This is a genomic window from Hyphomonas sp. (assembly GCF_041398465.1).
GTDB lineage: Bacteria > Pseudomonadota > Alphaproteobacteria > Caulobacterales > Hyphomonadaceae > Hyphomonas.
The window spans coordinates 137,858-159,937 of sequence record NZ_JAWKUS010000002.1 but is presented as its reverse complement, the minus strand read 5'-3'; the positions used below and the strand labels follow the sequence as shown (position 1 = coordinate 159,937).

The 22,080-nt window shown below is 59.5% G+C and carries 24 protein-coding genes; 7 read left to right on the top strand and 17 right to left on the bottom strand.

What is annotated here, in order from left to right:
- Positions 1–54 precede the first annotated feature (54 nt).
- Positions 55–1,227, bottom strand: a complete 1,173-nt coding sequence (locus R3C98_RS07420) for a deoxyguanosinetriphosphate triphosphohydrolase (RefSeq protein WP_371313481.1) — start codon at positions 1,225–1,227, stop codon at positions 55–57.
- A gap of 27 nt (positions 1,228–1,254) precedes the next feature.
- Here R3C98_RS07420 and erpA point away from each other — a divergent pair, with 27 nt between their 5' ends.
- The gene (erpA, locus tag R3C98_RS07415; protein WP_371313480.1) at positions 1,255–1,596 is read left to right on the top strand and encodes an iron-sulfur cluster insertion protein ErpA; all 342 of its coding nucleotides are present in this window, start codon (positions 1,255–1,257) and stop codon (positions 1,594–1,596) included.
- A gap of 64 nt (positions 1,597–1,660) precedes the next feature.
- Complete coding sequence (locus R3C98_RS07410; protein WP_371313479.1) at positions 1,661–2,830, top strand: epoxide hydrolase family protein; 1,170 nt, start codon at positions 1,661–1,663, stop codon at positions 2,828–2,830.
- On the opposite strand, the gene nusB is transcribed toward R3C98_RS07410, so the two are convergent.
- Genes nusB through glyA form a run of 7 tightly spaced genes read right to left on the bottom strand, consistent with a single transcriptional unit; the run spans position 2,827 to position 7,930 of the window.
- Positions 2,827–3,294 carry a transcription antitermination factor NusB gene (nusB, locus tag R3C98_RS07405; RefSeq protein WP_371313478.1) on the bottom strand — a complete coding sequence of 156 codons (468 nt, stop codon included), beginning with the start codon at positions 3,292–3,294 and terminating at the stop codon, positions 2,827–2,829. The two genes, R3C98_RS07410 and nusB, sit on opposite strands and share 4 nt — an antisense overlap.
- Positions 3,291–3,719, bottom strand: coding sequence for a 6,7-dimethyl-8-ribityllumazine synthase (ribH, locus tag R3C98_RS07400; RefSeq protein WP_371313477.1), 429 nt, complete (start codon positions 3,717–3,719; stop codon positions 3,291–3,293). The genes nusB and ribH overlap by 4 nt, the downstream gene beginning before the upstream one ends.
- Positions 3,719–4,846, bottom strand: a complete 1,128-nt coding sequence (gene ribB / locus R3C98_RS07395; RefSeq protein ID WP_371313476.1) for a 3,4-dihydroxy-2-butanone-4-phosphate synthase — start codon at positions 4,844–4,846, stop codon at positions 3,719–3,721. The genes ribH and ribB overlap by 1 nt, the downstream gene beginning before the upstream one ends.
- 4 nt (positions 4,847–4,850) lie before the next feature.
- Positions 4,851–5,471: a riboflavin synthase gene (locus R3C98_RS07390; RefSeq protein WP_371313475.1), complete on the bottom strand. Its 621-nt coding sequence runs from the start codon at positions 5,469–5,471 to the stop codon at positions 4,851–4,853.
- Between the two features lie 24 nt (positions 5,472–5,495).
- Positions 5,496–6,143, bottom strand: coding sequence for a RibD family protein (locus R3C98_RS07385; protein ID WP_371313474.1), 648 nt, complete (start codon positions 6,141–6,143; stop codon positions 5,496–5,498).
- Positions 6,140–6,616: a transcriptional regulator NrdR gene (gene nrdR / locus R3C98_RS07380; RefSeq protein WP_371313473.1), complete on the bottom strand. Its 477-nt coding sequence runs from the start codon at positions 6,614–6,616 to the stop codon at positions 6,140–6,142. The genes R3C98_RS07385 and nrdR overlap by 4 nt, the downstream gene beginning before the upstream one ends.
- Positions 6,617–6,622: 6 nt before the next feature.
- Complete coding sequence (gene glyA, locus R3C98_RS07375) at positions 6,623–7,930, bottom strand: serine hydroxymethyltransferase (protein WP_371313472.1); 1,308 nt, start codon at positions 7,928–7,930, stop codon at positions 6,623–6,625.
- 213 nt (positions 7,931–8,143) lie between these two features.
- Here glyA and R3C98_RS07370 point away from each other — a divergent pair, with 213 nt between their 5' ends.
- A complete protein-coding gene (locus R3C98_RS07370; RefSeq protein ID WP_371313471.1) occupies positions 8,144–8,545 on the top strand; it encodes a MucR family transcriptional regulator in 402 nt (133 codons plus the stop codon).
- Positions 8,546–8,596: 51 nt separating this feature from the next.
- On the opposite strand, the gene hemA is transcribed toward R3C98_RS07370, so the two are convergent.
- Positions 8,597–9,814 (bottom strand): 5-aminolevulinate synthase, encoded by a 1,218-nt coding sequence (gene hemA / locus R3C98_RS07365; protein ID WP_371313470.1) that lies wholly within the window; start codon positions 9,812–9,814, stop codon positions 8,597–8,599.
- 105 nt (positions 9,815–9,919) lie between these two features.
- Positions 9,920–10,711 carry a class II aldolase/adducin family protein gene (locus tag R3C98_RS07360; protein ID WP_371313469.1) on the bottom strand — a complete coding sequence of 264 codons (792 nt, stop codon included), beginning with the start codon at positions 10,709–10,711 and terminating at the stop codon, positions 9,920–9,922.
- Between the two features lie 63 nt (positions 10,712–10,774).
- Here R3C98_RS07360 and R3C98_RS07355 point away from each other — a divergent pair, with 63 nt between their 5' ends.
- Positions 10,775–11,626, top strand: a complete 852-nt coding sequence (locus tag R3C98_RS07355; protein ID WP_371313468.1) for an NAD kinase — start codon at positions 10,775–10,777, stop codon at positions 11,624–11,626.
- Between the two features lie 55 nt (positions 11,627–11,681).
- A complete protein-coding gene (locus R3C98_RS07350) occupies positions 11,682–12,254 on the top strand; it encodes an Hpt domain-containing protein (RefSeq protein WP_371313467.1) in 573 nt (190 codons plus the stop codon).
- Positions 12,255–12,259: 5 nt separating this feature from the next.
- On the opposite strand, the gene R3C98_RS07345 is transcribed toward R3C98_RS07350, so the two are convergent.
- Together R3C98_RS07345 and R3C98_RS07340 are read right to left on the bottom strand one after the other, a co-directional pair.
- Complete coding sequence (locus R3C98_RS07345; protein ID WP_371313466.1) at positions 12,260–13,090, bottom strand: alpha/beta fold hydrolase; 831 nt, start codon at positions 13,088–13,090, stop codon at positions 12,260–12,262.
- Between the two features lie 30 nt (positions 13,091–13,120).
- The gene (locus R3C98_RS07340; protein WP_371313465.1) at positions 13,121–14,809 is read right to left on the bottom strand and encodes an alpha/beta fold hydrolase; all 1,689 of its coding nucleotides are present in this window, start codon (positions 14,807–14,809) and stop codon (positions 13,121–13,123) included.
- 133 nt (positions 14,810–14,942) lie between these two features.
- On the opposite strand from R3C98_RS07340, the gene R3C98_RS07335 reads away from it, so the two are divergent.
- Positions 14,943–15,599, top strand: a complete 657-nt coding sequence (locus R3C98_RS07335) for a TetR/AcrR family transcriptional regulator (RefSeq protein ID WP_371313464.1) — start codon at positions 14,943–14,945, stop codon at positions 15,597–15,599.
- 37 nt (positions 15,600–15,636) lie between these two features.
- Here R3C98_RS07335 and R3C98_RS07330 read toward each other — a convergent pair whose 3' ends face one another.
- On the bottom strand, positions 15,637–16,476 hold the full coding sequence (locus tag R3C98_RS07330) for a phasin family protein (protein WP_371313463.1): 840 nt from the start codon (positions 16,474–16,476) through the stop codon (positions 15,637–15,639).
- 151 nt (positions 16,477–16,627) lie between these two features.
- Between R3C98_RS07330 and R3C98_RS07325 the strand changes: the two genes are divergently transcribed.
- Positions 16,628–17,053: a dienelactone hydrolase family protein gene (locus R3C98_RS07325; protein WP_371313462.1), complete on the top strand. Its 426-nt coding sequence runs from the start codon at positions 16,628–16,630 to the stop codon at positions 17,051–17,053.
- Here R3C98_RS07325 and R3C98_RS07320 read toward each other — a convergent pair.
- The 4 genes from R3C98_RS07320 to pstC all read right to left on the bottom strand — a co-directional run bounded on the left by R3C98_RS07320 (position 17,029) and on the right by pstC (position 21,983).
- Positions 17,029–18,167, bottom strand: a protein-coding gene (locus tag R3C98_RS07320) for an IS3 family transposase (RefSeq protein ID WP_371312552.1) whose coding sequence is annotated in 2 segments (ribosomal slippage) — positions 17,029–17,909 and positions 17,909–18,167 — 1,140 coding nt in all. Because the reading frame shifts where the segments join, the coding sequence is not laid out codon by codon here. The two genes, R3C98_RS07325 and R3C98_RS07320, sit on opposite strands and share 25 nt — an antisense overlap.
- Positions 18,168–18,194: 27 nt before the next feature.
- Positions 18,195–18,983: a phosphate ABC transporter ATP-binding protein PstB gene (pstB, locus tag R3C98_RS07315; RefSeq protein WP_371314018.1), complete on the bottom strand. Its 789-nt coding sequence runs from the start codon at positions 18,981–18,983 to the stop codon at positions 18,195–18,197.
- A 29-nt stretch (positions 18,984–19,012) separates the two neighbouring features.
- Entirely contained in the window at positions 19,013–20,575 is a 1,563-nt protein-coding gene (gene pstA, locus R3C98_RS07310) for a phosphate ABC transporter permease PstA (RefSeq protein ID WP_371313461.1), read from the bottom strand.
- The gene (pstC, locus tag R3C98_RS07305; protein ID WP_371313460.1) at positions 20,568–21,983 is read right to left on the bottom strand and encodes a phosphate ABC transporter permease subunit PstC; all 1,416 of its coding nucleotides are present in this window, start codon (positions 21,981–21,983) and stop codon (positions 20,568–20,570) included. The genes pstA and pstC overlap by 8 nt, the downstream gene beginning before the upstream one ends.
- Between the last annotated feature and the right edge of the window lie 97 nt (positions 21,984–22,080).

Sequence of the window (22,080 nt, the reverse complement as noted above, 5' to 3'; positions counted from 1 at the left end):
TGCACCCGGCGATTCAAGGGATTTTCCCCAATTACTGCAGCGGAATCAGTCGCCCTATGCCAGCCGGGTAAGGTCGCAGAGCCGCCTGTGCTCTTCGATGGCATAGCCATCCGTCATGCCGGCTATGTAGTCGCACACGATGCGTGCCCGGCGGAACGCATCGGCTTGCGTTGCCGCCTCCCGCCACGGCGACGGCAAGGTCTGCGGCTCAGCAGCAAATCCTTCAAACAGCTCGGCGAGGATCCGCTTCGCCTTCGAGCGCATGCGATTCACCTTGTAGTGCTTGTACATCCGCTCAAACAGGAACGCGCGGAGTGCCCGCTGCTTGTCAGCAAGTTCGTCGCTGAAACCAATCAGCGGCTCGCCCAGAGCGCGCACTTCCGCCGCGCTGGCCGGCTGCAAGCGCTTCACCCGTCGACGGGTTTCATCGACCAGGTCATTGATCCAGATGCCGATCAGCTGGCGCACGGCTTCGTATGTGACCATCCGATCCGTCAGGTGCGGATATTCCAGTTTCACACCACGGAAGACGTCTCCGACGATGGGTAGCTCCATGAGCTCCTGGATGGTGAAAAGGCCCGCAGCGATGCCATCGTCAATGTCGTGATTGTTGTAAGCGATGTCGTCCGACAGCGCAGCGACCTGGGCTTCCGGCCCGGCAAACTGGTCCAGCTCCAGGTCTTCGATGCGGGAGAATTCCCGGAAAGCCGCCGGCAGGTCCACCACACTGGTACAAGCGTCAATCAGCGGGCCGTTATGCTTCACCAGGCCTTCCAGCATTTCCCAGGTCAGGTTGAGCCCATCAAAATTCGGGTAACGCACCTCCAGCCGGGTCACTACGCGCAGTGTCTGCGCATTGTGATCGAAGCCATCAAACGGCTCCATGCAGGCATCCAGCTGATCCTCCCCGGCATGCCCGAATGGCGGATGGCCAATATCATGGGCCAGGGCCATGGCTTCGGCGAGGTCCTCGTCCAACCCCAGCGTACGCGCGATGCTTCGTGCAATTTGCGCCACTTCAAGAGAATGCGTCAGGCGGGTGCGGAAATGGTCGCCTTCATGCGCCACAAAGACCTGTGTTTTCTGCTTCAGGCGGCGAAAAGCGGTAGAGTGAATGATACGATCGCGGTCGCGCTGAAACGGTGTGCGCGTGGCAGACGGTGCCTCGTCATGGTAGCGTCCCCGGCTGTCTTCGTGGCGCGTCGCATACACCGCTCTCTTTTCCATTGGTCCAAACGCCCCTATCTATGGCCTATGAGCACGACAACAGCCCCTGATGTGACCCTTACCGCCTCGGCTGCCAAGCGCATTAATGCGATTCTGGCCAAACAGGACGGTGCAGCCTTTCTGCGCGTTTCCGTAGAAGGCGGCGGTTGTTCCGGCTTTTCCTACAAGTTCGATTTCGCCTCTGAGGCAAATTCAGACGATGTGATGGTGGAGCGCGACGGCGCGAAAGTCCTGATCGACGAAATGAGCCTTGAATTCCTGAATGGCTCCGAGATCGATTTCTCGACCGAGCTGATCGGCGCCGCATTCAAGATCAACAATCCAAACGCCACAGCGGCCTGCGGCTGCGGAACCAGCTTTTCAATCTGACGCCGGGGCACCGCTCGCGCTGGTTGAGCCTTCACGTTAGGGTCCGCCTTCCAGGAGGACGCTCATGAGCCAGATACGCCCGTTCAATATCTCCATTTCCGACGCAAAACTCGCCGCCATCCGAGAACGGGTCGCTGCATATCGCTGGTTTCCGGCCCCAGAGAATGAGCAAGGCTTTGCCTACGGCATGTCGACGCCGGTTCTGCAGGAACTCTGCAAATACTGGCTGAACGATTATGACTGGCGCGCGCAAGAAGACGTGCTCAACAAATATCCGAGCTTCAAGGCCGATGTCGGCGGCATGGAACTCCATTTCGTTCATGTGGTTGGCGAAGCCGAGGGCAAGCGTCCACTCCTTCTCACCCATGGCTGGCCGGGTTCGTTCTTCGAGTTCTGGGACGCAATCGAACCGCTCGCCTTCCCCTCCCGCCATGGCGGCGATGCGGCTGACGCTTTCGACATCGTCATTCCCAGCCTGCCCGGTTATGCCTTTTCGGAGAAGCCTGCCTCTCCCATGGGCCAGCGCGCAACGGCTGGGCTATGGGACAAGCTGATGCGCGACGTGCTCGGCTACAAGACCTACCTGGCGCAGGGAGGTGACTGGGGCGGACTGGTGACTTCATGGCTTGGCATGAACCATAGCGCGCACGACAAGAAAGGCGGTTGCCGGGCCATTCACCTCAACATGATCGGTTTTCGTCCGACGCCTCCCACTCCGGCCACGGAGGAAGAAGGCAACTGGCTGACGCACATGCAAGGAGCCATGCAAGCTGAAGGTGCCTACTTCATGGAGCAGGCAACCAAACCCCAGACACTCGCCATGGCCCTGATGGACTCACCTGTGGGAGCAGCCGCCTGGATCATCGAGAAATTCCATGGCTGGTCAGATCTTAGAGACGGTGACCTTTACTCCGTCTACACACAGGATCAGCTTCTGACGAACGTCATGCTTTACCTCGTCAACGACGCCGTCGCGACCAGCGTCTGGTATTATAATGCCCTCTTCCAAGAAGGCGGCGTACAGCTTCCGGAAGGCGTCCGCTGCGAGACACCCACCGGATTCGCCAATTTCCCGGGAGAAAAGGTTTATACGGCCCCGCCAAAAAGCTGGGTCGAACGGGCGTACAATCTCGTGCACTGGCGTGACATGCCGAAAGGCGGTCACTTTGCAGCGATGGAAAAACCCACCCTCTTTGTCGATGAAGTCAGGACCTGGGCACGCGCATTCGATTAGGCGCGCAGATCCTGCCCGACATTGTCCAGCACGGCATTGGCGAATTTAGCCTCTGACTCTTCAAAGAAGTCGTGCGCGAGGGACACATACTCATCCATGATAACGGCATGGGAGAGATGCTGGTGCACGATGAACTCGCTGGCACCTGCGCGGAGCAAAGCACGCATTGTGGCGTCGAGACGGGTCAGCTTCCAACCGGCCGCAAGGCGCTTCAGGATCGCTTTGTCGATCGCTGCCTGATTGTCCACCACGCCGTTGACGATGGACTTGAAGAGATCCGGATCGGCCTCTTCCACCGGTTCCTCATTCGGACCGATGCCAAGCTTGTCTTCCATGAAGGCACGAATGGTCTCGCGCGCCGACTTGCCGGTCTGCTCCATCGCGTAGAGCGCCTGCACGGCCGCGAGGCGCGCACCAGCCCGGCGCGCGCGAGTGACTTCAAACGGAAATTTCTGATCGCTCAACGAATGAGTTCCTTGCGGAATTTGATCATGGAGAGACAGGCATTGGCCGCATCCGCACCCTTGTTACCGCGTTTGCGGTCTGCACGGGCCAGCGCCTGCGCCTCGTTCTCTACGGTCAGAATACCATAGCCGATCGCCTGACGGCGATTCACGATCAGGTCCATCAGGCCCCGCGCGCTCTCGCCGCAAACATAGTCGTAGTGGGTCGTCTCACCGCGGATCACACAGCCGAGGGCGACGGCACCGTCGAAACGTCCCGAGTCTGCTGCCATGGCAATCACGCCCGGAAGCTCGAAAGCACCCGGCACTTCCATCACCGTGACTTTCGCGTCGGCAGCTTCCAGCACTTCCATCGCGCCAGCCAGCATCTCTTCGGAAATATGTTTGTAATAGTGCGAAACCGCAATCAGAACCCGGTCAGCCATCAGTTTGTCTCCTCATTGAGGCGGCGCCACCCCTCTATCGTCATGCCATATCCGTCAAGCCCTGCTACGCGGGTGGGCTGCGTGTCAGACAGGAAGATCATTTTCCGTACGCCCAGTTCGCGCAAGATCTGCGCACCGACACCGTACTCACGCAGCGGAGTGGTCGCATCCTTCGGGCTGGCCGATTTCAGGCCCAATCGCTCTGCAATGGCGTTCGGTTGCATCGTATTTACGAACACGACAACGCCCGGCTCTTCTGCTTCGGCAATGATCCGCATCGCGCGCTCGACCAAGCCCTGGCGGGGGCCTTGCTCGCCCAGGATATCCGCCAGCACGTCAGTCCGGTGGACGCGGACCAGCGTGGTCGATTCCGGCTTGATTGTGCCGTGAACGATGGCGATGTGCTCGGAATTGTCGAGCACGTTACGGAAGCACACCGTACGGAAGCCTTCACCATAGGCTGACTCCAGCGGCGCCTCGACACGGCGCTCAAGGAAACGATCATTCTGGCGGCGCCAGGCGATCAGGTCAGCAATAGTGCCGATCTTCAGATTATGCAGTTGCGCGAACGCGACGAGGTCCGGGAGGCGGGCCATGGACCCGTCTTCATTCATAATCTCGCAGATCACGCCAGCGGGATAGAGGCCGGCCATACGGGAGATGTCGACGGCTGCCTCGGTATGCCCTGCGCGGACCAGCGTGCCGCCATCCTTGGCGACCAGCGGGAAAACGTGGCCGGGTGAGACGATATCATCGTAGTCCTTGGTCGGGTCGATGGCGACGGCGATGGTCTTGGCGCGGTCGTGCGCGGAGATTCCCGTCGTCACGCCTTCTTTGGCCTCAATGGAAACGGTAAAGGCGGTGCCCATGCTCTCCCGGTTATTCCGGGTCATCATGTCGAGGTTCAGCGTGTGGGCACGCTCCTGCGTCATGGCGAGACAAATCAGCCCCCGCCCATGGCGCGCCATGAAGTTGACCTGCTCCGGTGTGGCAAAATTCGCCGGGATGATGAGGTCGCCCTCGTTTTCCCGGTCTTCTGCGTCCACCAGAATGAACATGCGCCCATTACGGGCGTCTTCGATGATTTCGTCGATCGAGGAGATCGCGTGTTTGAAGTCGTCTGACATTGTTTCACTGCCCTTCAGGTGCATCGGCACCAATCATGCGGGCGACGTACCGTGCCAGCATATCTATCTCAAGGTTCACACGGCTGCCCGGCTGCAGTTCAGCCAGCGTGGTCACCTCCCATGTGTGAGGAATAACGGCGACCTGAAAGTCGCCATTTGAAAGAGCGTCCGCCACGGTGAGCGAAACGCCATTCACCGCTGCAGATCCTTTGGTCGCAAAATACTTCGCCAGATCGGCCGGCGGACGTATCGTGATCCGGCGGCTTTGGCCTTCCGGTACGATGGAAACAATCTCGCCGACACCATCGACATGACCGAACACGAAATGGCCACCCAATTCGTCGCCCAGCTTAAGGCTTTGCTCCAGATTGACGCGGGCGCCTTCGTTCCAGTCGCCCAAAACCGTTTTCGCGAGCGTCTCAGGAACCGCCTCAACGGCGAACCAGGCGCCACGTTCACCCTGCCCCATATCCACCACAGTCAGGCAGACACCGGAGTGCATAATCGACGCGCCCATCGCGATGTCTTCCAGCGGATAGCCGCTCTCGACTTCAAACCGCGTCAGGCCGTTACGGTGCTCCGCCTTGCGGACAGTGCCAACATCAGTGACGAGACCTGTGAACATGGGAAGACCTTCGGGCGACTTTTGCTAAAAACGAACATAAGTGTTCAGAACGTCATCCCCAATGCGTTCCGTCGCGACAGGTTTCCACCGTGTCGCATCTGACAGGGTCTGCAGGCCGAGCCCCCCCAGAGCCGGCAATCCGTCGCCACCAATCAGGATAGGCGCGACAAACCATGCGATTTCGTCGACCAGGCCAGCGCGGATGAAGCTTGCAGCCACAGTCCCGCCGCCTTCAATCAGCAGAGAGGAAATGCCTTCCGCAGAGGCGCGGCGCAATAAATCCTGCACATCCATCCGCACGCCATTTCCGCAACGCCAGACTTCCACGCCGCTCCGCGTCAGGAAATCCTGCGGCTGACCATTGGTCGCCACCACGACCCGGCCGCTGGACACAGACTGCACCAGGCGAGAGCTGAGCGGCGTGCGCCCATTGGAATCAGCCACAATGCGCACCGGCTGCTTCTTCGGCATCGGCACCGTGCGAGCGGTGAGCAATGGGTCATCGGCAAGGACGGTACCTATCCCAACCAGGATCGCATCATGCGATGCCCGCAGCTGATGTCCCCGCGCGCGGGATTCACTGGAAGTGATCCACTGACTCGTACCGTCAGCGAGGGCAATGCGTGCGTCCAGCGAGGTGGCAAGCTTCAGCGTGACCCGCACGCCGCTCATTCGCCTCCCATGTCCTCTTCGTCCTCGAGTGCTGCCTTTTCGATGAACTGGGCGAAATCGCTCGGATCCCGGAAATCCTTGTAGACGCTTGCAAAGCGAACATAGCCGACAGGATCGACCATACGCAGCGCTTCCATCGCCAGTTCACCAACATCATTGGATGCGACTTCCGGTTCGCCCGCGCTCTCGAGCTTCCTCAAAATGCCGGACACCATCTGGTCGATCTGCTCACGGTCGACCGGCCGTTTACGGAGAGCGATCGTGATCGACCTCGCAAGCCGCTCCCGGTCGAACGGCACACGTTTTCCATCTCGCTTCACAACGGTGACTTCGCGCAGCTGGACCCGTTCGAATGTAGTAAAGCGGGCGCCGCAGCTTTCGCAGACCCTGCGGCGGCGCACAGCGGTATCGTCTTCAGCCGAACGGCTGTCCTTTACCGATGTGTTTTCAGACCCGCAGAAAGGACAACGCAAACCGGATCAGCCTCCCAGGCCACCATAGATGGGGAATTGCGCCGTCAGCGCTTTGACTTCTTCGCGGATACGGTCTTCCGTTGACGCACTATCACCCGTGGCGACGGCATCGACGATCTCACCGATCCAGTTACCGATCTGGGTGAATTCCTCTTCGCCGAAACCGCGTGTGGTGCCTGCCGGTGAACCGACACGAATACCACTGGTAATCGTAGGCTTTTCCGGATCGAACGGCACGCCGTTCTTGTTGCAGGTGATGTAGGCGCGGCCGAGTGCCGCCTCTGCATCCTTGCCGGTCACCTTCTTCGGGCGAAGGTCGATCAATGCGAGATGCGTATCAGTGCCACCGGAAACGACGTCCAGCCCGCTTGCCTTTGCCGCGGCTGCCATGGCGCGTGCATTGGTGACGACCTGTGCCGCATATTCCTTGAACGTCGGGCGCAGCGCTTCTCCAAACGCGACAGCCTTCGCCGCAATCACATGCATCAGCGGGCCGCCCTGAATGCCGGGGAAGATGGCCGAGTTGATCTTCTTGGCCAGCTTTTCGTCATTGGTCAGGATCATGCCGCCGCGCGGGCCACGCAGCGTCTTGTGCGTGGTGGTCGTTGCCACGTCCGCAAAGTCGAGCGGGTTCGGGTGGGCGCCGCCTGCCACGAGGCCTGCAAAGTGCGCCATGTCGACCATAAAGACTGCACCGACTTCATCGGCAATGGCGCGGAATTTGGCAAAATCGATCTCGCGCGGATAAGCCGAGCCGCCGGCGATGATCAGCTGCGGCCGATGCGCCTTGGCCAGGCGCTCGACCTGCTCGAAGTCGATACGATCATCCTCGCGGCGCACGCCGTACTGAACGGCGTTGAACCATTTGCCCGACTGGTTAGGCGGGGCGCCATGGGTCAGGTGACCGCCAGCATCAAGGCTCATGCCGAGTATGGTGTCGCCTGGCTTCAGAACAGCCTGGAAGACACCCTGGTTGGCCTGGCTGCCGGAGTTCGGCTGCACGTTGGCAAACTCGCAATTGAAGAGCTGCTTTGCGCGGTCGATCGCGAGGTTTTCAGCGATATCGACGAATTCACATCCACCATAATAGCGGCGGCCCGGATAGCCTTCGGCATATTTGTTGGTGAGGACTGATCCCTGTGCTTCCAGAACTGCCTTGGAGACAATGTTTTCAGAAGCTATCAGCTCGATTTCGTGCTGCTGGCGCCCCTGCTCCTTGCCGATTGCAGCGAAAACTTCCGGATCGCTCTCTTCGAGACCTGTCGAAAAGAAACCGCTGCTATCGAACCGTTGCGTCTGGGCGGTATCTGCCATGGGAATCTCCTGCTTTCCGAGCGCTGTTTACGCGCAGAGGCGCGCGCTCGCAACTGGACAATCCCGCATAGCAGTCGGCAGATTTTCTCAATCTTGTTTGATGTATCACCGGTACTCGCGCTCAAATACTTACGTTCTTCTGGTCTTCCCGTGCTCTTCATGACATTGTGCTTCGAATTACCGTAGAATTATAACAATAACGGTGGTGGCAAGATGGGTGACCCGAAACAGATTGACGTGCTGGGCATGACGACAGGAATCGTCTCGTCCTTTGTCTCCAACAATACAGTTCCAGCGTCAGAACTGCCAGGTCTTATCCGGTCCGTGCATGATGCAATTTCTTCCCTGTCAGAGGAAGCGACCAGCGGTGCCGAAGCCCTTTCACCCGCTGTGCCGATATCGAAATCCATCACGCCGGACTTCCTGATCTGCCTGGAAGACGGCCGGAAGCTCAAAATGCTTCGGCGTTACCTGCGGTCCCGGTACTCGATGACGCCGGAGGAGTACCGCGAGCGATGGAACCTGCCGGCGGACTATCCGATGGTTGCGCCAAACTACGCCAAGCTCCGCTCAAAGCACGCCAAAAACATCGGGCTCGGCAAGAAAAAGAAATAGGCGCCAGAAGGCGCCTATTCTGCAATAACCTTCAACGTTTTCAGCGCCTTATCAGGCGGCTTTGTCGAGACCGAGCTGTTTCCAGACGGCGAGGATCGCCTCAACGAGCTCGTCCATCATGACCGCATCGTGCACCGGGCTCGGCGTGAACCGCAGACGTTCGGTACCTCGCGGCACGGTCGGGTAGTTGATCGGCTGCACATAAATGCCGAAGTCGAACAACAGCGTGTCGGACAGCGCCTTGCAACGCTCCGGATCACCAACCAGCAGTGGCACGATGTGAGACGGCGATTCCATAACCGGCAGACCGGCATCGCGGAATTTCTGCTTCAGTTCGGCTGCCTTTGCCTGATGGATCGCGCGTAGCTTGCGGCCTTCATCAGAGCGCAGCTTCTGGATGCTGGCCAGCGCGCCTGCGGCCATCACCGGGCACGTCGACGTGCTGAAGATGAATCCGGACGCCATCGAGCGGATGGCATCGATCACAGTCGCCTTGGAAGCGATGTAACCGCCCATCACGCCATAGCCCTTGGCGAGCGTACCTTCGATGATGTCGATCCGGTCGGACAGGCCGAGCATTTCGGCAACGCCTGCGCCCTGGCTGCCGTAGAGGCCTACGGCGTGCACTTCGTCCAGATAGGTCAGCGCATTGAACTCATCTGCCAGGTCGCAGATTTCCTTCATGCGGCCGAAGTCGCCATCCATGGAGTAGACGCTTTCGAACGCGATCACTTTCGGACGGTCCGGATCGTCATTTTCAAGAAGGGCGCGCAGGTGATCGACGTCGTTGTGACGGAACACACGGTAATCTGCGCCTGAACGGCGGATACCTTCGATCATCGAGGCGTGATTGAGCTGATCGGAATAGATGATCAGGTCTTTCATGATCTTGCCGAGGGTCGACAGTGTCGCATCGTTGGACACGTAGCCAGACGTGAACAGCAGCGCCGCTTCCTTCTGGTGCAGGTCCGCCAGTTCCCGTTCGAGATCGACGTGGAAGCGTGTCGTGCCAGAAATATTGCGCGTACCGCCTGAACCAGCCCCGAAGCTATCAATCGCTTCGTGCATGGCCTGAATCACGCCGTCGTCCTGCCCCATGCCGAGGTAGTCGTTGGAACACCAGATCGTCACCTCGCGCTCGCCATCCTCGAAGCGCGCAGTGGCCTTCGGAAAACGCCCCTTGTGACGCTGGAGGTCGATAAAGACCCGGTAGCGTCCCTCGGAATGAATAGTGCCGAGGGCATCCTCGAAGGCCTTCAGGTGTTTCATCTGCTTATCCCTTATAAGCTCCGGGAAGTTTACTTAGACGCTTCCGGCACGACATTTAATGGGCTGATAGCGCTTTCGCCGTTTTTGTCGCATCCGTGAGACTACCTAGGAGGCATAGCCCGGATATTCGCGGTCCAGTTTCCGCAGGAGCGCCGGCCAGACCAGCTTTTCCGTCAGCATGGACATGCCATTGCTGTTTTCAGTCATGCCGCCCTGACCTGCCACCTTGTCCTTGAGGCTGTCATCGCACTCCAGAACGCCGTCACGGCCCGCCGTGAGCGCCATGACTTGCATCTTGCAGGCACGCTCGAGGAAGAACATCCGCGTGAATGTGATCGCTGCCGTCTCGCCGCAGGTCAGCGTACCGTGATTGCGCAGGATCATTGAGTGTTTTTTGGGGCCCAGATCGGCCACGAGCCGCTCCCGCTCGTCGAGATCCAGCGCAATGCCTTCATAGTCATGGTAGGCCACGTCTGCCCGCACGGCGAGCGCCGTCTGGCTGATCGGCAGAAGGCCCTCTTTCTGGGCCGACACTGCAACGCCCTGATCGGTATGAACGTGCATTACGACCTTCGCGTCTTCGCGCGCCGCATGAACTGCGGAATGGATGGTGAAACCGGCCGGATTGATCATGGAATCGGTTTCCTGAACGACATTGCCGTCCAGATCGACCTTCACGAGCGAAGACGCGGTGATTTCCTCGAAGAAATAGCCATAGGGATTGATCAGGAAGTGGTGATCCGGTCCCGGCACGCGGTGGGAGATGTGGGTGAAGATCATGTCGTCCCAGCCATACATGGCTGTCAGACGGTATAGCGCCGCGAGATCCACGCGCGCCTGCCACTCTTCCGCACTCACCGAACCGCGCATGTCGACCGTCTGGTTGCCGTCTGCCATCTCTCTATCTCCCTTTGTTCTACGGGGGTAACTTAGCCCAAATGACCGGGCTTCGCTACTATCATGGTGACGCCCGCGTCACGTATGGCTAATCACTTGCAATCCAACTCCTTGACGCCGCAACGGAACATCAACCACATGGGCCCGATGAGTTCTCTTCGTTTTGCCTTTTTCGCCTCCAAGCGCCCTGAAGCCCAGGAAGCTCTGCCGTCCCTTGTGCAGCGATATGGTCAACACAGCGAAACCGATGCCGACGTCGTTGTTGCGCTTGGCGGTGATGGCGCGATGCTGGATTCACTACGCCGGCGGTTCGGGGATTCCAAACCCGTCTACGGCATGAACCGGGGCACAATCGGCTTCCTGATGAACGAATACCGGGAAGATGGCCTCGTCGAACGCGTAAACGCAGCGGAACGCGCCCAGATCGTGCCGCTCCGGATGGTCGCCACGGATATCCAGGGGCGGGAACACAACGCCTTGGCGATCAATGAAGTTTCCCTGTTCCGCCAGACGGCCCAGACAGCCCGCCTGCGCATTACGGTCGATGGCAAGGTGCGCATGGAGGAACTCTCCTGCGATGGCGTCATGGTCGCCACACCGGCAGGCTCGACCGCCTACAATCTCTCGGCCCACGGCCCGATCCTGCCGATTGGTGCAAATCTTCTGGCGCTCACGCCTGTCAGCGCATTCCGGCCTCGCCGCTGGCGCGGCGCACTTCTGCGCCACGATGCAAAAGTCACCATCGAAGTCATCGCACCGGACCGCCGCCCAGTTGCCGCAGCGGCCGACAATCAGGAAGTCCGTGACATTGCGACAGTACGTGTCGAAGCAGATCGCAGCAAACGCCTCACCATGTTGTTCGATCCCGGCCACGCCCTCGATGAGCGAATTCTTCGGGAACAGTTCGGCTTCTGATTTCCTAGGATTTTTTTAAGGCTTGGACGGTTAATTGGGCGCTCAGGAGTGCCCGATGTTCAAGAATCTGCTGACCGCCCTGCCGACACGGCGTAAATCTGCGAATGCCAACACCGCCGAAGTCGCCATCGACATTAGCCGTGTGATCAAATCAGCCGAGCCGGTCCGGACGCCCCAACCCGCAGCAACCATCACCGAGCCTGCAAACACCGCACCCGCCGACACAGAATTTCTGGGCGGCCTTGCGGAAGAGGCTGTCGACTCCCTTTCCAGTCAGTTCGAGACCTGGATGCGCGGTGACCTCGACGAACTCGTCCGCGCCTGGAGCGTTGCCCGTGAACCGGGCGCCACAGCAGAAGATTACCGTGCCGTCTTCACCGCAGCCCACAACATCAAGGGGGCCGCCAACTCATACGGTTATCCGGCGATTGCCCGGCTTTGCGGATCCTTGAGCCGCCTGCTTGGCGACACCCGGCCTGGCGAAAACGCCGCGCTGATCAATCTTCATGTCGAGGCCTGCCGGGCCGCCTTCAATTCGATCGGTCAGGGCAGCGACGGCCAGTCGATTGCCGATGCTGTCTGCGAAGCGCTTGAAGAGCGCGTGGCGCTGAAAGTCGCAAACGCCTGAGCGTTTCAGGCCGCTTCAGCCAGAATTTCTTCCGTATCCAGAAACTCGCGAATGATAACCGCAGTTTCGGCGGCTCGCGATACAAGGAACAGATGCCCGCCACCTTCGATGATGTGCAGGCGTGAGTTCGGCAAGCCCAGCTTCAGTATGTGACCGTTCGCCACCGGCACGATCGTGTCCTCGTCCCCCATGATCACCAGCGACGGCATCTTCAGGAAGCGAATGAACGGCAGGCTGGACCATCCAATGAAGGCCAGCAGCTGATAGAAATATCCGCGGGGATGCGGCGGTAGCAGATTGTCGATGTGACGCCCGACTTCTCCGTCCACTGCGTCGCCATACAATGTGCTGAAACTGTCCCGCATGAATTCGGGATCAGAGTAGCGGCGTGCGTCCACCATTTTCGAGAGCGACTTCGGTCGCCCCGGAACCATCGTCATACCGGCGCTGGTGGCGCACAGGATCAGCCTGCCCACGCGATTGCGGTACTGGAAAGCAAATTGCTGGGCCAGCGCCCCGCCCCATGACACGCCCATCACGTCGACTGAATCGATATGAAACTGATCCAGAAGTTTGCGCGCCCAGCGGGCCAGCATCCACGGACGGTACGGCCATTGCGTTACCGGGCTCTTGCCGACCCCCGGCACATCGAACGTGATGATGTCGCGGTCCGGGAACATGTCGCCGAGGCCCTGCGTCAGCTCCAGGTTTGCCCCGATACCATTGAAAAACAGCAGCGGCAGGTTGTCATTTGCCAGTTTGGCCGGCCAGAATGCCGTCCGCAGCTGGATACCTTCGACATCCTGCATCGTAATCTGTGGGCGCTTTTCCGGCATGCCTGACACTTCCGCTGTTACCTTGCCCGGCTATTCGTCGAAGACGTAACGGCCCGGTGCCGGATAGAGAGGCGGGAAAGTCTCGTTCCCGCAAGCCTTGGGCGCAGTTTTTACTGTACCTGAGCGCGCCTTAAGCCACTCGCCCCAGACTGGCCACCAGCTGCCTGCCTCTTCGGTCGCCCCGGCCGCCCATTCGTCTGCAGTCGGTTCAATATTCGGATTACGGAACATTTTCGCTTTTGGGTTTCCCGGCGGATTGAGCAGAGACTGGATATGACCGCTAGACGACAGGATGAACTCCACATTCTTCGACCCCAGCAAACCAGCGGTCCGGTAGCAAGCCTTCCATGGCGTGATGTGGTCCGTCAGCCCGGCAACAATGAAGGCATCCGCCTTCACTTTGGACATATCCAGCATGTGACCGGCCACTTCGAACTCGCCCGGATGGTCGAAGGGCTGGTTCAGCCCCATGTCGAGATAATCGGAATGCAGCTGAGCCGGCAAGTTTGTCGAATCGTTGTTCCAGTAGAGCACATCGAACGGCGCCGGGTCCTCACCCATGAGGTAGTTGTTGACGACATAATTCCAGATCAGGTCGTTCGGGCGCATCCACGCAAACATGCGCGCGAGGTCATCCCCCTTCAGAATGCCCTTCTTCTTGGAATAGGCACGTGCGATTTCGAGGCTGCCATCCGACACGATCTGGCCAAGCTCGCTGTCTTCCTTCTGCGGATTCAGCACACAGACCATGAAGGTGATCGAATTGATGCGGTCATCACCTGCAGCGGCAAACAAGCTCGCAAGCGTAGCCGTCGTGATGCCGCCGGAACAGGCCCCCGAAACATTGATCTTCCTGGACTTCGTCACCTGACGGACGACTTCACTCGCCTGGATGAGGCTGTCGACATATTCCTGCATGCCCCAGTCCGCATGCTCGCGCTTCGGGTTTCGCCAGGACACAACAAATGTCTGCTGCTCCATGGCGAGCAGGAACTGGACCATGGACGTCATCGGCGACAGGTCCATCGCATAATATTTGTTGATCTGTGGCGGAATGATCAGGATCGGCGTCCGGTGCACTTTTTCCGTTGTCGGCGCGTACTGGATCAGCTCCAGCATCTCATTCTTCCAGATCACCTGCCCTTCGGAAACGGCCAGGTTCTTGCCGACCTTGAACGGCCGCTTGTCGACCTGGGCCGGCATGCCGCCATTCTTCGTCAGGTCAGTGTAAGCGTTCTTCAGCCCTTTCAGCAGTGACAGCCCGCCGGAGTCGACCACGCGCTTAGTCGCCGCCGGATTGCCGATCAGGGAATTGGTTGGCGCCAGCGCATCGGTGATCATGCCCATGACGAATTTCGCTCGCGCATGCTCCAGCTCAGACATTTTCAGGTCGGCCACCCAGTCATTCAGGTGTTCCTGTGTCGCGAGATAGGCCTGCATGCCGCGCCTGTAGAACGGATTGTGCTCCCAGGCCGGGTCGCGGAACCGGCGATCCTTCGGATCCGCCTTTCGCTTGGATTTCCCCAGCAGAATTTCCGCGTTTTCCTTCGCGATCTTCGCCGCAGATTTGGCGCTGGTGACCGGGTTCGTCATCGTCGAGCGCAGCATCATCGCCACGGCGCCCACCAATTCCTCGCGGTTGATCCCGCCCATCAGCGGATTCATCGAAAGTGTCGTCTCAGCTGCACTTCGGGCGATTTCATCCTTCGGCGTCGTCATCAGTCCCTCCCCGAGACTTCCAGAGAGCATGTATTCGCCGCCCGCTGGCTGTTGTTTATCTTTTTTCTCTTTCATTCGAGGAAAGAGTTACTTGTAAACTTTGAAAGAAAATTCGTTCCATAGTCAGAATTGCGTGTCAAACTCCGTCTTCAAGCCGATGAAGACACGCGATCGCATCCTCCATGTCAGCCTGCTTCTCTTCAATGAAGAAGGGGAAGCCCAGCAGACGGCTGTCGACATCTCGAATGCGCTGGGCATCAGCCCGGGCAATCTCTACTACCATTTCAAGGGCAAGGACGCGATCATCCGGGCCCTGTTCGATGCCTTCGAAGAAGAGATGCGAGTCATCCTGCGCGGCTCCCGCGGACGGGTCACTTCGATTGAAGACAACTGGGTTTATCTCTACATCATCCTCGAAGAAATCTACGATTTCCGCTTTTTCTACCGGAACCTCGGCGTCCTGCTTGACCGCTATCCTGACCTTGCCAGCCGCTTTCGCACTCTCGTCGCTGAACAGCGCACCACGATCCACAATGTCCTGGCCGATCTCGGCAAAGCCGACGTCCTGACCATCGATCCCCGCCTCAGCGACGCCCTGACCGACCAAATCATGATGTCTCTGACATTCTGGCTGGAAGCGGACGCCATGAACCGGAGCAAACTTGATGGCGCCGATCTGATCCACAAGACCGTGTTCCAGGTCATGTGCCTGATCGTACCGTACATGGGCGAGAACGGCTTCGACGCCCTCTCCCAAATGATCACGCACTACGAGGCGAACAGGAAATAGCGGCAGGCGACTTTTCAGCCGCCTGCCCTGTTACTTCCTACTTCTTCGCGAGCGCCTTGGCCTGCTTGACCCACTCGTCGCGGATTACGCGGCCACGGGCACCGATCTTCGCGTCGAGCGCTTCAGCTTCGGCTTTCTTCAGTGACGCCAGATGTGCGAAGCCGTAGATACCGGCATCGTTCAGCTTCTTCACCATCGCCGGGCCAACGCCGGTGATCTGCGAGAGATCGTCGGAAGCTTCCGGCACAGCCACGGCGGCCTTCATGGCCTTGCTGGTCTTGCCCGCAGCCTTCTTGGCCGTCTTGGCGAGGTCCGCACCTGTTTCACCAGCAACAGCCTCGATCTCCGCCGAAAGGCGCGCGATGCGAGCCTTCAGGTCCACTTTGCTGAGGCGATCTTTCGACTTCGCAACCGTCTCGGCCACTTCATCCTCAAGCTTTTCGATCTTCGAGGCGATTTTCGCGGATCGCTCGCTCATCTGCTTTACACCCAGCAGGTCGCGCATGCGTTCCATGCGGGCTTCAAAGCGGTCGTACGCTTCAGCCTGAAACTGGCGGGCTGCCGCATTTGCCTTGGCAACGGATTTGGTCGCCTTGGTGACACGTTCATCGTCCGCGAAGCGGGCCTTCACGTCAGTCTCGATCTTTTCGCCGCGCTTCACCAATTCGTCGAACAGTTCTGTCGACTGCTTGTTGAACGTATTCGCGTTTGCAAGTGCGGTGTCATAGGCCTTGCCATAGGCGCCAACGCCGGCAAGCCAGATCTTGTGCGCCATCTCGGCCGATTGTGCCTCGATGGCTTTGCCGAGCTGCTCTGCCTTTACGCGAGCGTCGGATTTCTTCGCCTTCTTGGCTTTCGCTTTTTTGTCTTTAGCCATGGGAATGACTCCTTACGGGTTTGTCCATGACGCCAGAGATAAGGAAAAAGTCTAGAATCCGCATACTAATCACCATCGCCCTTGCCAACACCCTTGATTGGCGTGGCCCAGCCTCTCTATGAATGCCCCAACAGAAAGAGAGGATTTCAACATGAGCGCAGTCGACTACACCGTTGATGGCCAGACCTATGAAGGTTACTTCCTGGCCCCCGAAGGCAAGACCAATCTGCCAGTCGTGGCAATCGCGCACGCCTGGGGCGGCCTGAGCGACAACGAGATCCAGAAAGCCGGCCGCGTCGTCAACGAACTCGGCTATGCAGCCTTCGCCATGGACGTCTACGGTAAAGGCAAGCGCGGTACGACGGTTGAGGAAAACCAGGCCCTTATGAATCCGCTGGTCGGCAACCGGGCCGAGCTTCAGAAGCGCCTCGCGGGCGGCCTCTCGGCCGCCAAGGCCCAGCCGGGGGTCGATGCGTCCAAAGCAGCCGCTGCTCTGCCCCACAGGGGTGGTCCACCGGTTTTGTTAGTCCGGCGGTTTTCACGTAGCGGCGTTCATGCCGCTACCTCCTCACAGTAAGGCGGTATGAACGCCGCGGGCAAGATGGTTTGTGGAGCGGGTGGCCGGTAGCCCAGAGAAGAGTGCGGGCGCGCGGTGTTGTAGTGCCGCCGCCAGGTTTCGATCAGGATCTGGGCCTCCCTGAGATCGAAGAAGATTTCCCTCGCCAGCAACTCGTCCCGGAGCTTGGAGTTGAAACTTTCGCAGTATCCGTTTTCCCATGGGCTTCCCGGTTCGATATAGAGCGTCTTCACGCCGATACGTGCCAGCCAGTCACGGAGGGCTGTTGCAATGAACTCAGGGCCATTGTCAGAGCGTATGTGTTCCGGCGGCCCATGCCGAACGAACAGCTCACCCAGCGTGTCGAGGACATCCCGTGAGTTCAGCTTTCGCTCGACTCGGATGGCGAGGCACTCCCGTGTAAACTCGTCGACCACACACAGCATGCGGAACACACGTCCATCATGGGTGCGGTCCTGCACGAAGTCATAGGACCAGACATGGCCTTTGTGCGCCGGCCTCAGCCGCACACACGAGCCATCATTCAGCCAGAGACGACCGCGTTTTGGTTGTTTCATCGGCACTTTCAGCCCCTCCCGTCGCCAGATGCGGTAAACCCGCTTCTCGTTCACATGCCAGCCATCATTTCTGAGGAGCGCCGTGATCCGGCGATAGCCATACCGGCCGAACCGTTCGGCCAGGCGGATAATCGCCGATGTCAGGGCGTCCTCATCATCTCGCCGTATGGGCTGCTTGCGCTGGGTCGAACGGTGCTGGCCGATCACACGGCAAGCCCGGCGTTCGGAGACGCCAAGCTCTTCCACCACGTGATCGACTGCAGCACGACGACGCGAAGGGCTTAGAACTTTCCCCGCACGACTTCCTGAAGGATCTGGTTGTCCAGCGTGAGATCAGAGACTGCGCGCCGAAGCCGGGCGTTTTCCTTCTCCATATCTTTCATGCGCTTGGCTTGGTCGACCTGCAGGCCGCCATACTCTTTGCGCCAGCGGTAGTAGGTCTGTTCGGTCACACCGACGGCGCGCGCCGCCGAAGCTGCAGTTTCACCGCGAGCGAGGCGAACCTCCACCTCCCGCAGTTTCGCAATAATCTCTTCAGGCTTGGCTCTCTTGCCCATGTCTCAGCTCCATATCTGAAGCCGGAACTAACTCAAATAACGGACCACTTTTCGGGAGGCAGACCAACGGGGACTTGTGAAAATCTGATCAGTGTCACCCACCTCAACCAGAGAGCCGAGATGAAAAAAAGCCGTACGCTGAGAAACACGCGCAGCTTGTTGCATGGAATGGGTCACAATGATGATGCAATAGCGCTTGCGCAATTCATCGATAAGTTCCTCGATACGTGCCGTGGCAATTGGGTCGAGGGCGGAACACGGCTCGTCCATCAGGATCACTTCCGGCCGCACGGCAATTGCCCGGGCGATGCAGAGCCGCTGCTGCTGCCCGCCGGAGAGACTGGTGCCGGCGAGGTTCAGGCGGTCCTTCACCTCTTCCCAGAGACCCGCACGGCGGAGGCTCTTCTCGACGATCTCATCCATGTCTTCACGCCCCTGCGCCAAGCCATGGATGCGGGGGCCGTAGGCAATGTTCTCATAGATCGATTTCGGAAACGGGTTGGGCTTCTGGAACACCATGCCGACGCGTGAACGAAGCAGGACAGGGTCAATCGCCGGGGAGTTGATGTCCTTCCCCTCCATCATGATTTCGCCTTCGACACGGCAGCCTTCGATCGTGTCGTTCATCCGGTTGAGGCAGCGCAGGAAGGTGGACTTGCCGCAACCGGATGGCCCGATCAGGGCGGTCACCGAACGATCTGCAATCTGGAGCGAGACATCGTAAATCGCCTGCTTCTCTCCATAGAAAACATCGATGTTTCGGCACGACATGCGTACGGAGGCCTCAGGCGCGTCCGGCAGGACGCCCTTCTCCATCGTCGTCTCGTTCCCGAGGGTTCCGTCCATCACCATCTCCGCTCGAACTTCCGGCGCAGGAACACAACCACGCCGTTCATCGCTATCAGGAAGGCGAGCAGGATCAAAATGACCGCGCCCGTCATCGGCTCCCAGGCCCGCTCGGCCTGTGTCGCCCAGGAATAAATCAACACTGGCAGTGCGGTCGCCTCGTCGGTGGGGCTGCGCGGCACCTCCGCCACGAACGCGACCATTCCGATCAGCAGAAGCGGCGCCGTTTCACCCAGCGCCCGCGCCATCCCCAGAATGGCCCCGGTCAGCATGCCCGGCGCCGCCAGCGGGAGGACGTGATGAAACACGGTCTGCATGCGGGAGGCCCCAATGGCAAGGGCTGCGTCCCGGATCGATTGGGGCACGGCCTTAAGGGCTGTGCGGGATGCAATGATGACCACCGGCAGGATCAGCAGGGCCAGAACCAGCCCGCCTACCACCGGCGCGGACCGCGGCAGGCCGAAGGCGCCGAGGAACACCGCAGCCCCCAACAAACCGAACACGATGGAAGGCACCGCGGCGAGATTGTTGATGTTCACCTCGATCAGGTCGGTCACCCGGTTTCGCGTTGCGAATTCTTCGAGGTAGATGGAAGCAAGAATCCCGACCGGAATGGCCATCGACGCCGTAACCAGCAGGGTCAGCAACGAGCCCATGATCGCAGCCAGCGCCCCGGCCAGTTCCGGCTGGGTGCTGTCCGTATGCGTCAGCAGGCTCCAGTGCGGCACGCGGGATACCCGGCCTTCAGCCTTGAGCGCCAAAAGCCAGGCGATCTGCTGGTCGCTGACCGTGCGTTCCGATTCCGGGGATGTGATCAATCGGGCTCGCACGGGATAAGTCCCGAAATCCTGCAGGTTTCCGGTCAGGAGGGAGCCAGTGATGCGCGATGGGTCAAGCGTGGAGACTTTGAGTGTCGACTGGCCGGCCGTCATCAGGATGGATCCGGTATTTAGCGCCTCCGGCGCCAGCATGCCCTCCAGCGATACCGCCGCGATCAGTCGTTTGTAGGCGCCCTCTGCCGTTAGGGTCAGGATGCCATCTTTTTCCTCCGCGCTGACGCGTCCGATCGGAACGGTCAGATGCCGGGCATTGGCCCCTTTCAGGTAAAGGTCCAGGTCATCCGACAAAGGCAGTTCCACCTCGCGCACAGTCCCCACACTACGCGGATTGCGTACGATGTCCCGGGAAACGGGCAAAACAGCCAGCCGGGTGATCAGCTCGGTCAGGTCGTGGCGCAGCACGGGATTGTCGGCAGTTTCCGGGAATTGCGCCAGCAGGTCAGCGCGGACCAGGCCATACACCTTGTCCACCGGTGGCGGATCGTCCGGCTTCAGTCCGCCGAATGTTTCCTTCTCGAGGTCAAGATTGAACGTCACGACATGATAAGTTGCGGCCGACATGGCCTGTGTGGTGATCGAGGCTAACAACAGTGCCAGCGCCGCGAGCGCAAAGCCGATGGCCATACGCCCATACCATTTGAAACGACGGTCTGCCGCCCGTCGGCGCCGCAGCCGTTTCAACGCCCTTTCATTGGCGAATGGGGAGACGGCCGGATCACTCATACTTTTCCCGGAACCGCTTCACGACATTGATGGCGACAAGGTTGAAGAGCAGAGTCACGACGAAAAGAACAAGGCCCAGCGCAAAAGCCGACAGCGTCTTCGGGCTGTCGAACTCGGATTCCCCGGTCAGAAGGGACACGATCTGGACGGTAATGGTCGTCAGGTCCGAAGTCGGGTCAGGTGAGATCCGCGCACGCTGACCTGCTGCCATGACCACGATCATCGTCTCACCGATGGCGCGCGAAACTGCCAGCAACAAGGCTGCGATGATGCCTGGCAGCGCTGCAGGTACCACAACCTGGCGCACGGCCTCCGCCTTGGTCGCGCCCATCGCATAGGCTCCGTCCCGCAGCGACTGCGGCACAGCGCGGATCACATCATCGGATAGCGACGAGACAAAGGGGATCACCATGATGCCCATAACGATCCCGGCGGCGAGCGCGCTCGTCGGCTGGGCCGCGAGGACAGCTCCGTCGGCAAAGCCCCACGCGATCAGCAATTGATTGATCCACAACGCGATAGACCGCACGGCCGGTGCGATGACCAGCAAAGCGAAGAAGCCGTAGACGACGGTCGGAATTCCGGCGAGCACCTCCAGAACCGGCTTGATGATCGACCGCACCTGCCCGCTCGCATACTCCGACAGGTAAATCGCGGCATACAGGCCGATCGGGGCCGCCACCATCATGGCGAAGAAAGAGATCATGAAGGTGCCGAAAAACAGCGGCAGCGCGCCGAATTCAGCGCTTGTCTGCGCGTTCCAGCGCGTTCCCAGCAGGAAATCCCACACCGGCACCTCGGCAAAGAAACGCAGGCTTTCGAAAACGAGCGACGCCACAATGCCAACAGTAGTTGCAATGGCGAGCGCCGCGCACAGGAACAGGAACCATTCAATTCCGCTTTCGACATGCTGGCGCGCCCGGAAACCCGGTGACAGGCAACGGCGGGAGAGGAACATGCCTGCGACAGACAGGGCCAGCGCAAAGACCAGCGTGAAGATGTTCACCGTCCCCCGAATTTCGCCATACCGCTCTGTGACCGTATCGAAAACGTGCTCCCCGCTGAGGAAGTCCGGAATGCGAGCCGCACGGGCAACTGTATCCAGATAGGTCGTCAGCTCGCCAGATGTCAGGATCGAAAACCCGTCCGGCAGCTCGCTGCGCAGGATGGCGCGGGATGTGCCCTCACCAAAGAAAATATAACCAAGCGCGACCAGCACGACCGGCACCAGGCTCCACATCAGGACGAAGTAACCGTGCGCGTTCGGCCGGGAGTTGGGGTGGATGTCACCTGGAAAGGAAAACTGCTCCGCGCGCAGGCGTCCTGCAATGAATCCAAAGGATGCGAGAGTCACTGCCGCCGCGAGAAGCAGGAAGTCCATTGGCAGGTGGCTCAATTGCGAGAGCATCCAGTCTCCATTCAACTGTCAGCTGTGCCCCCATACTGGAGTGCCGCGACACTTATGTGACAAAACGTGCCGACATTACGGCCCAGCCGACTCCTTG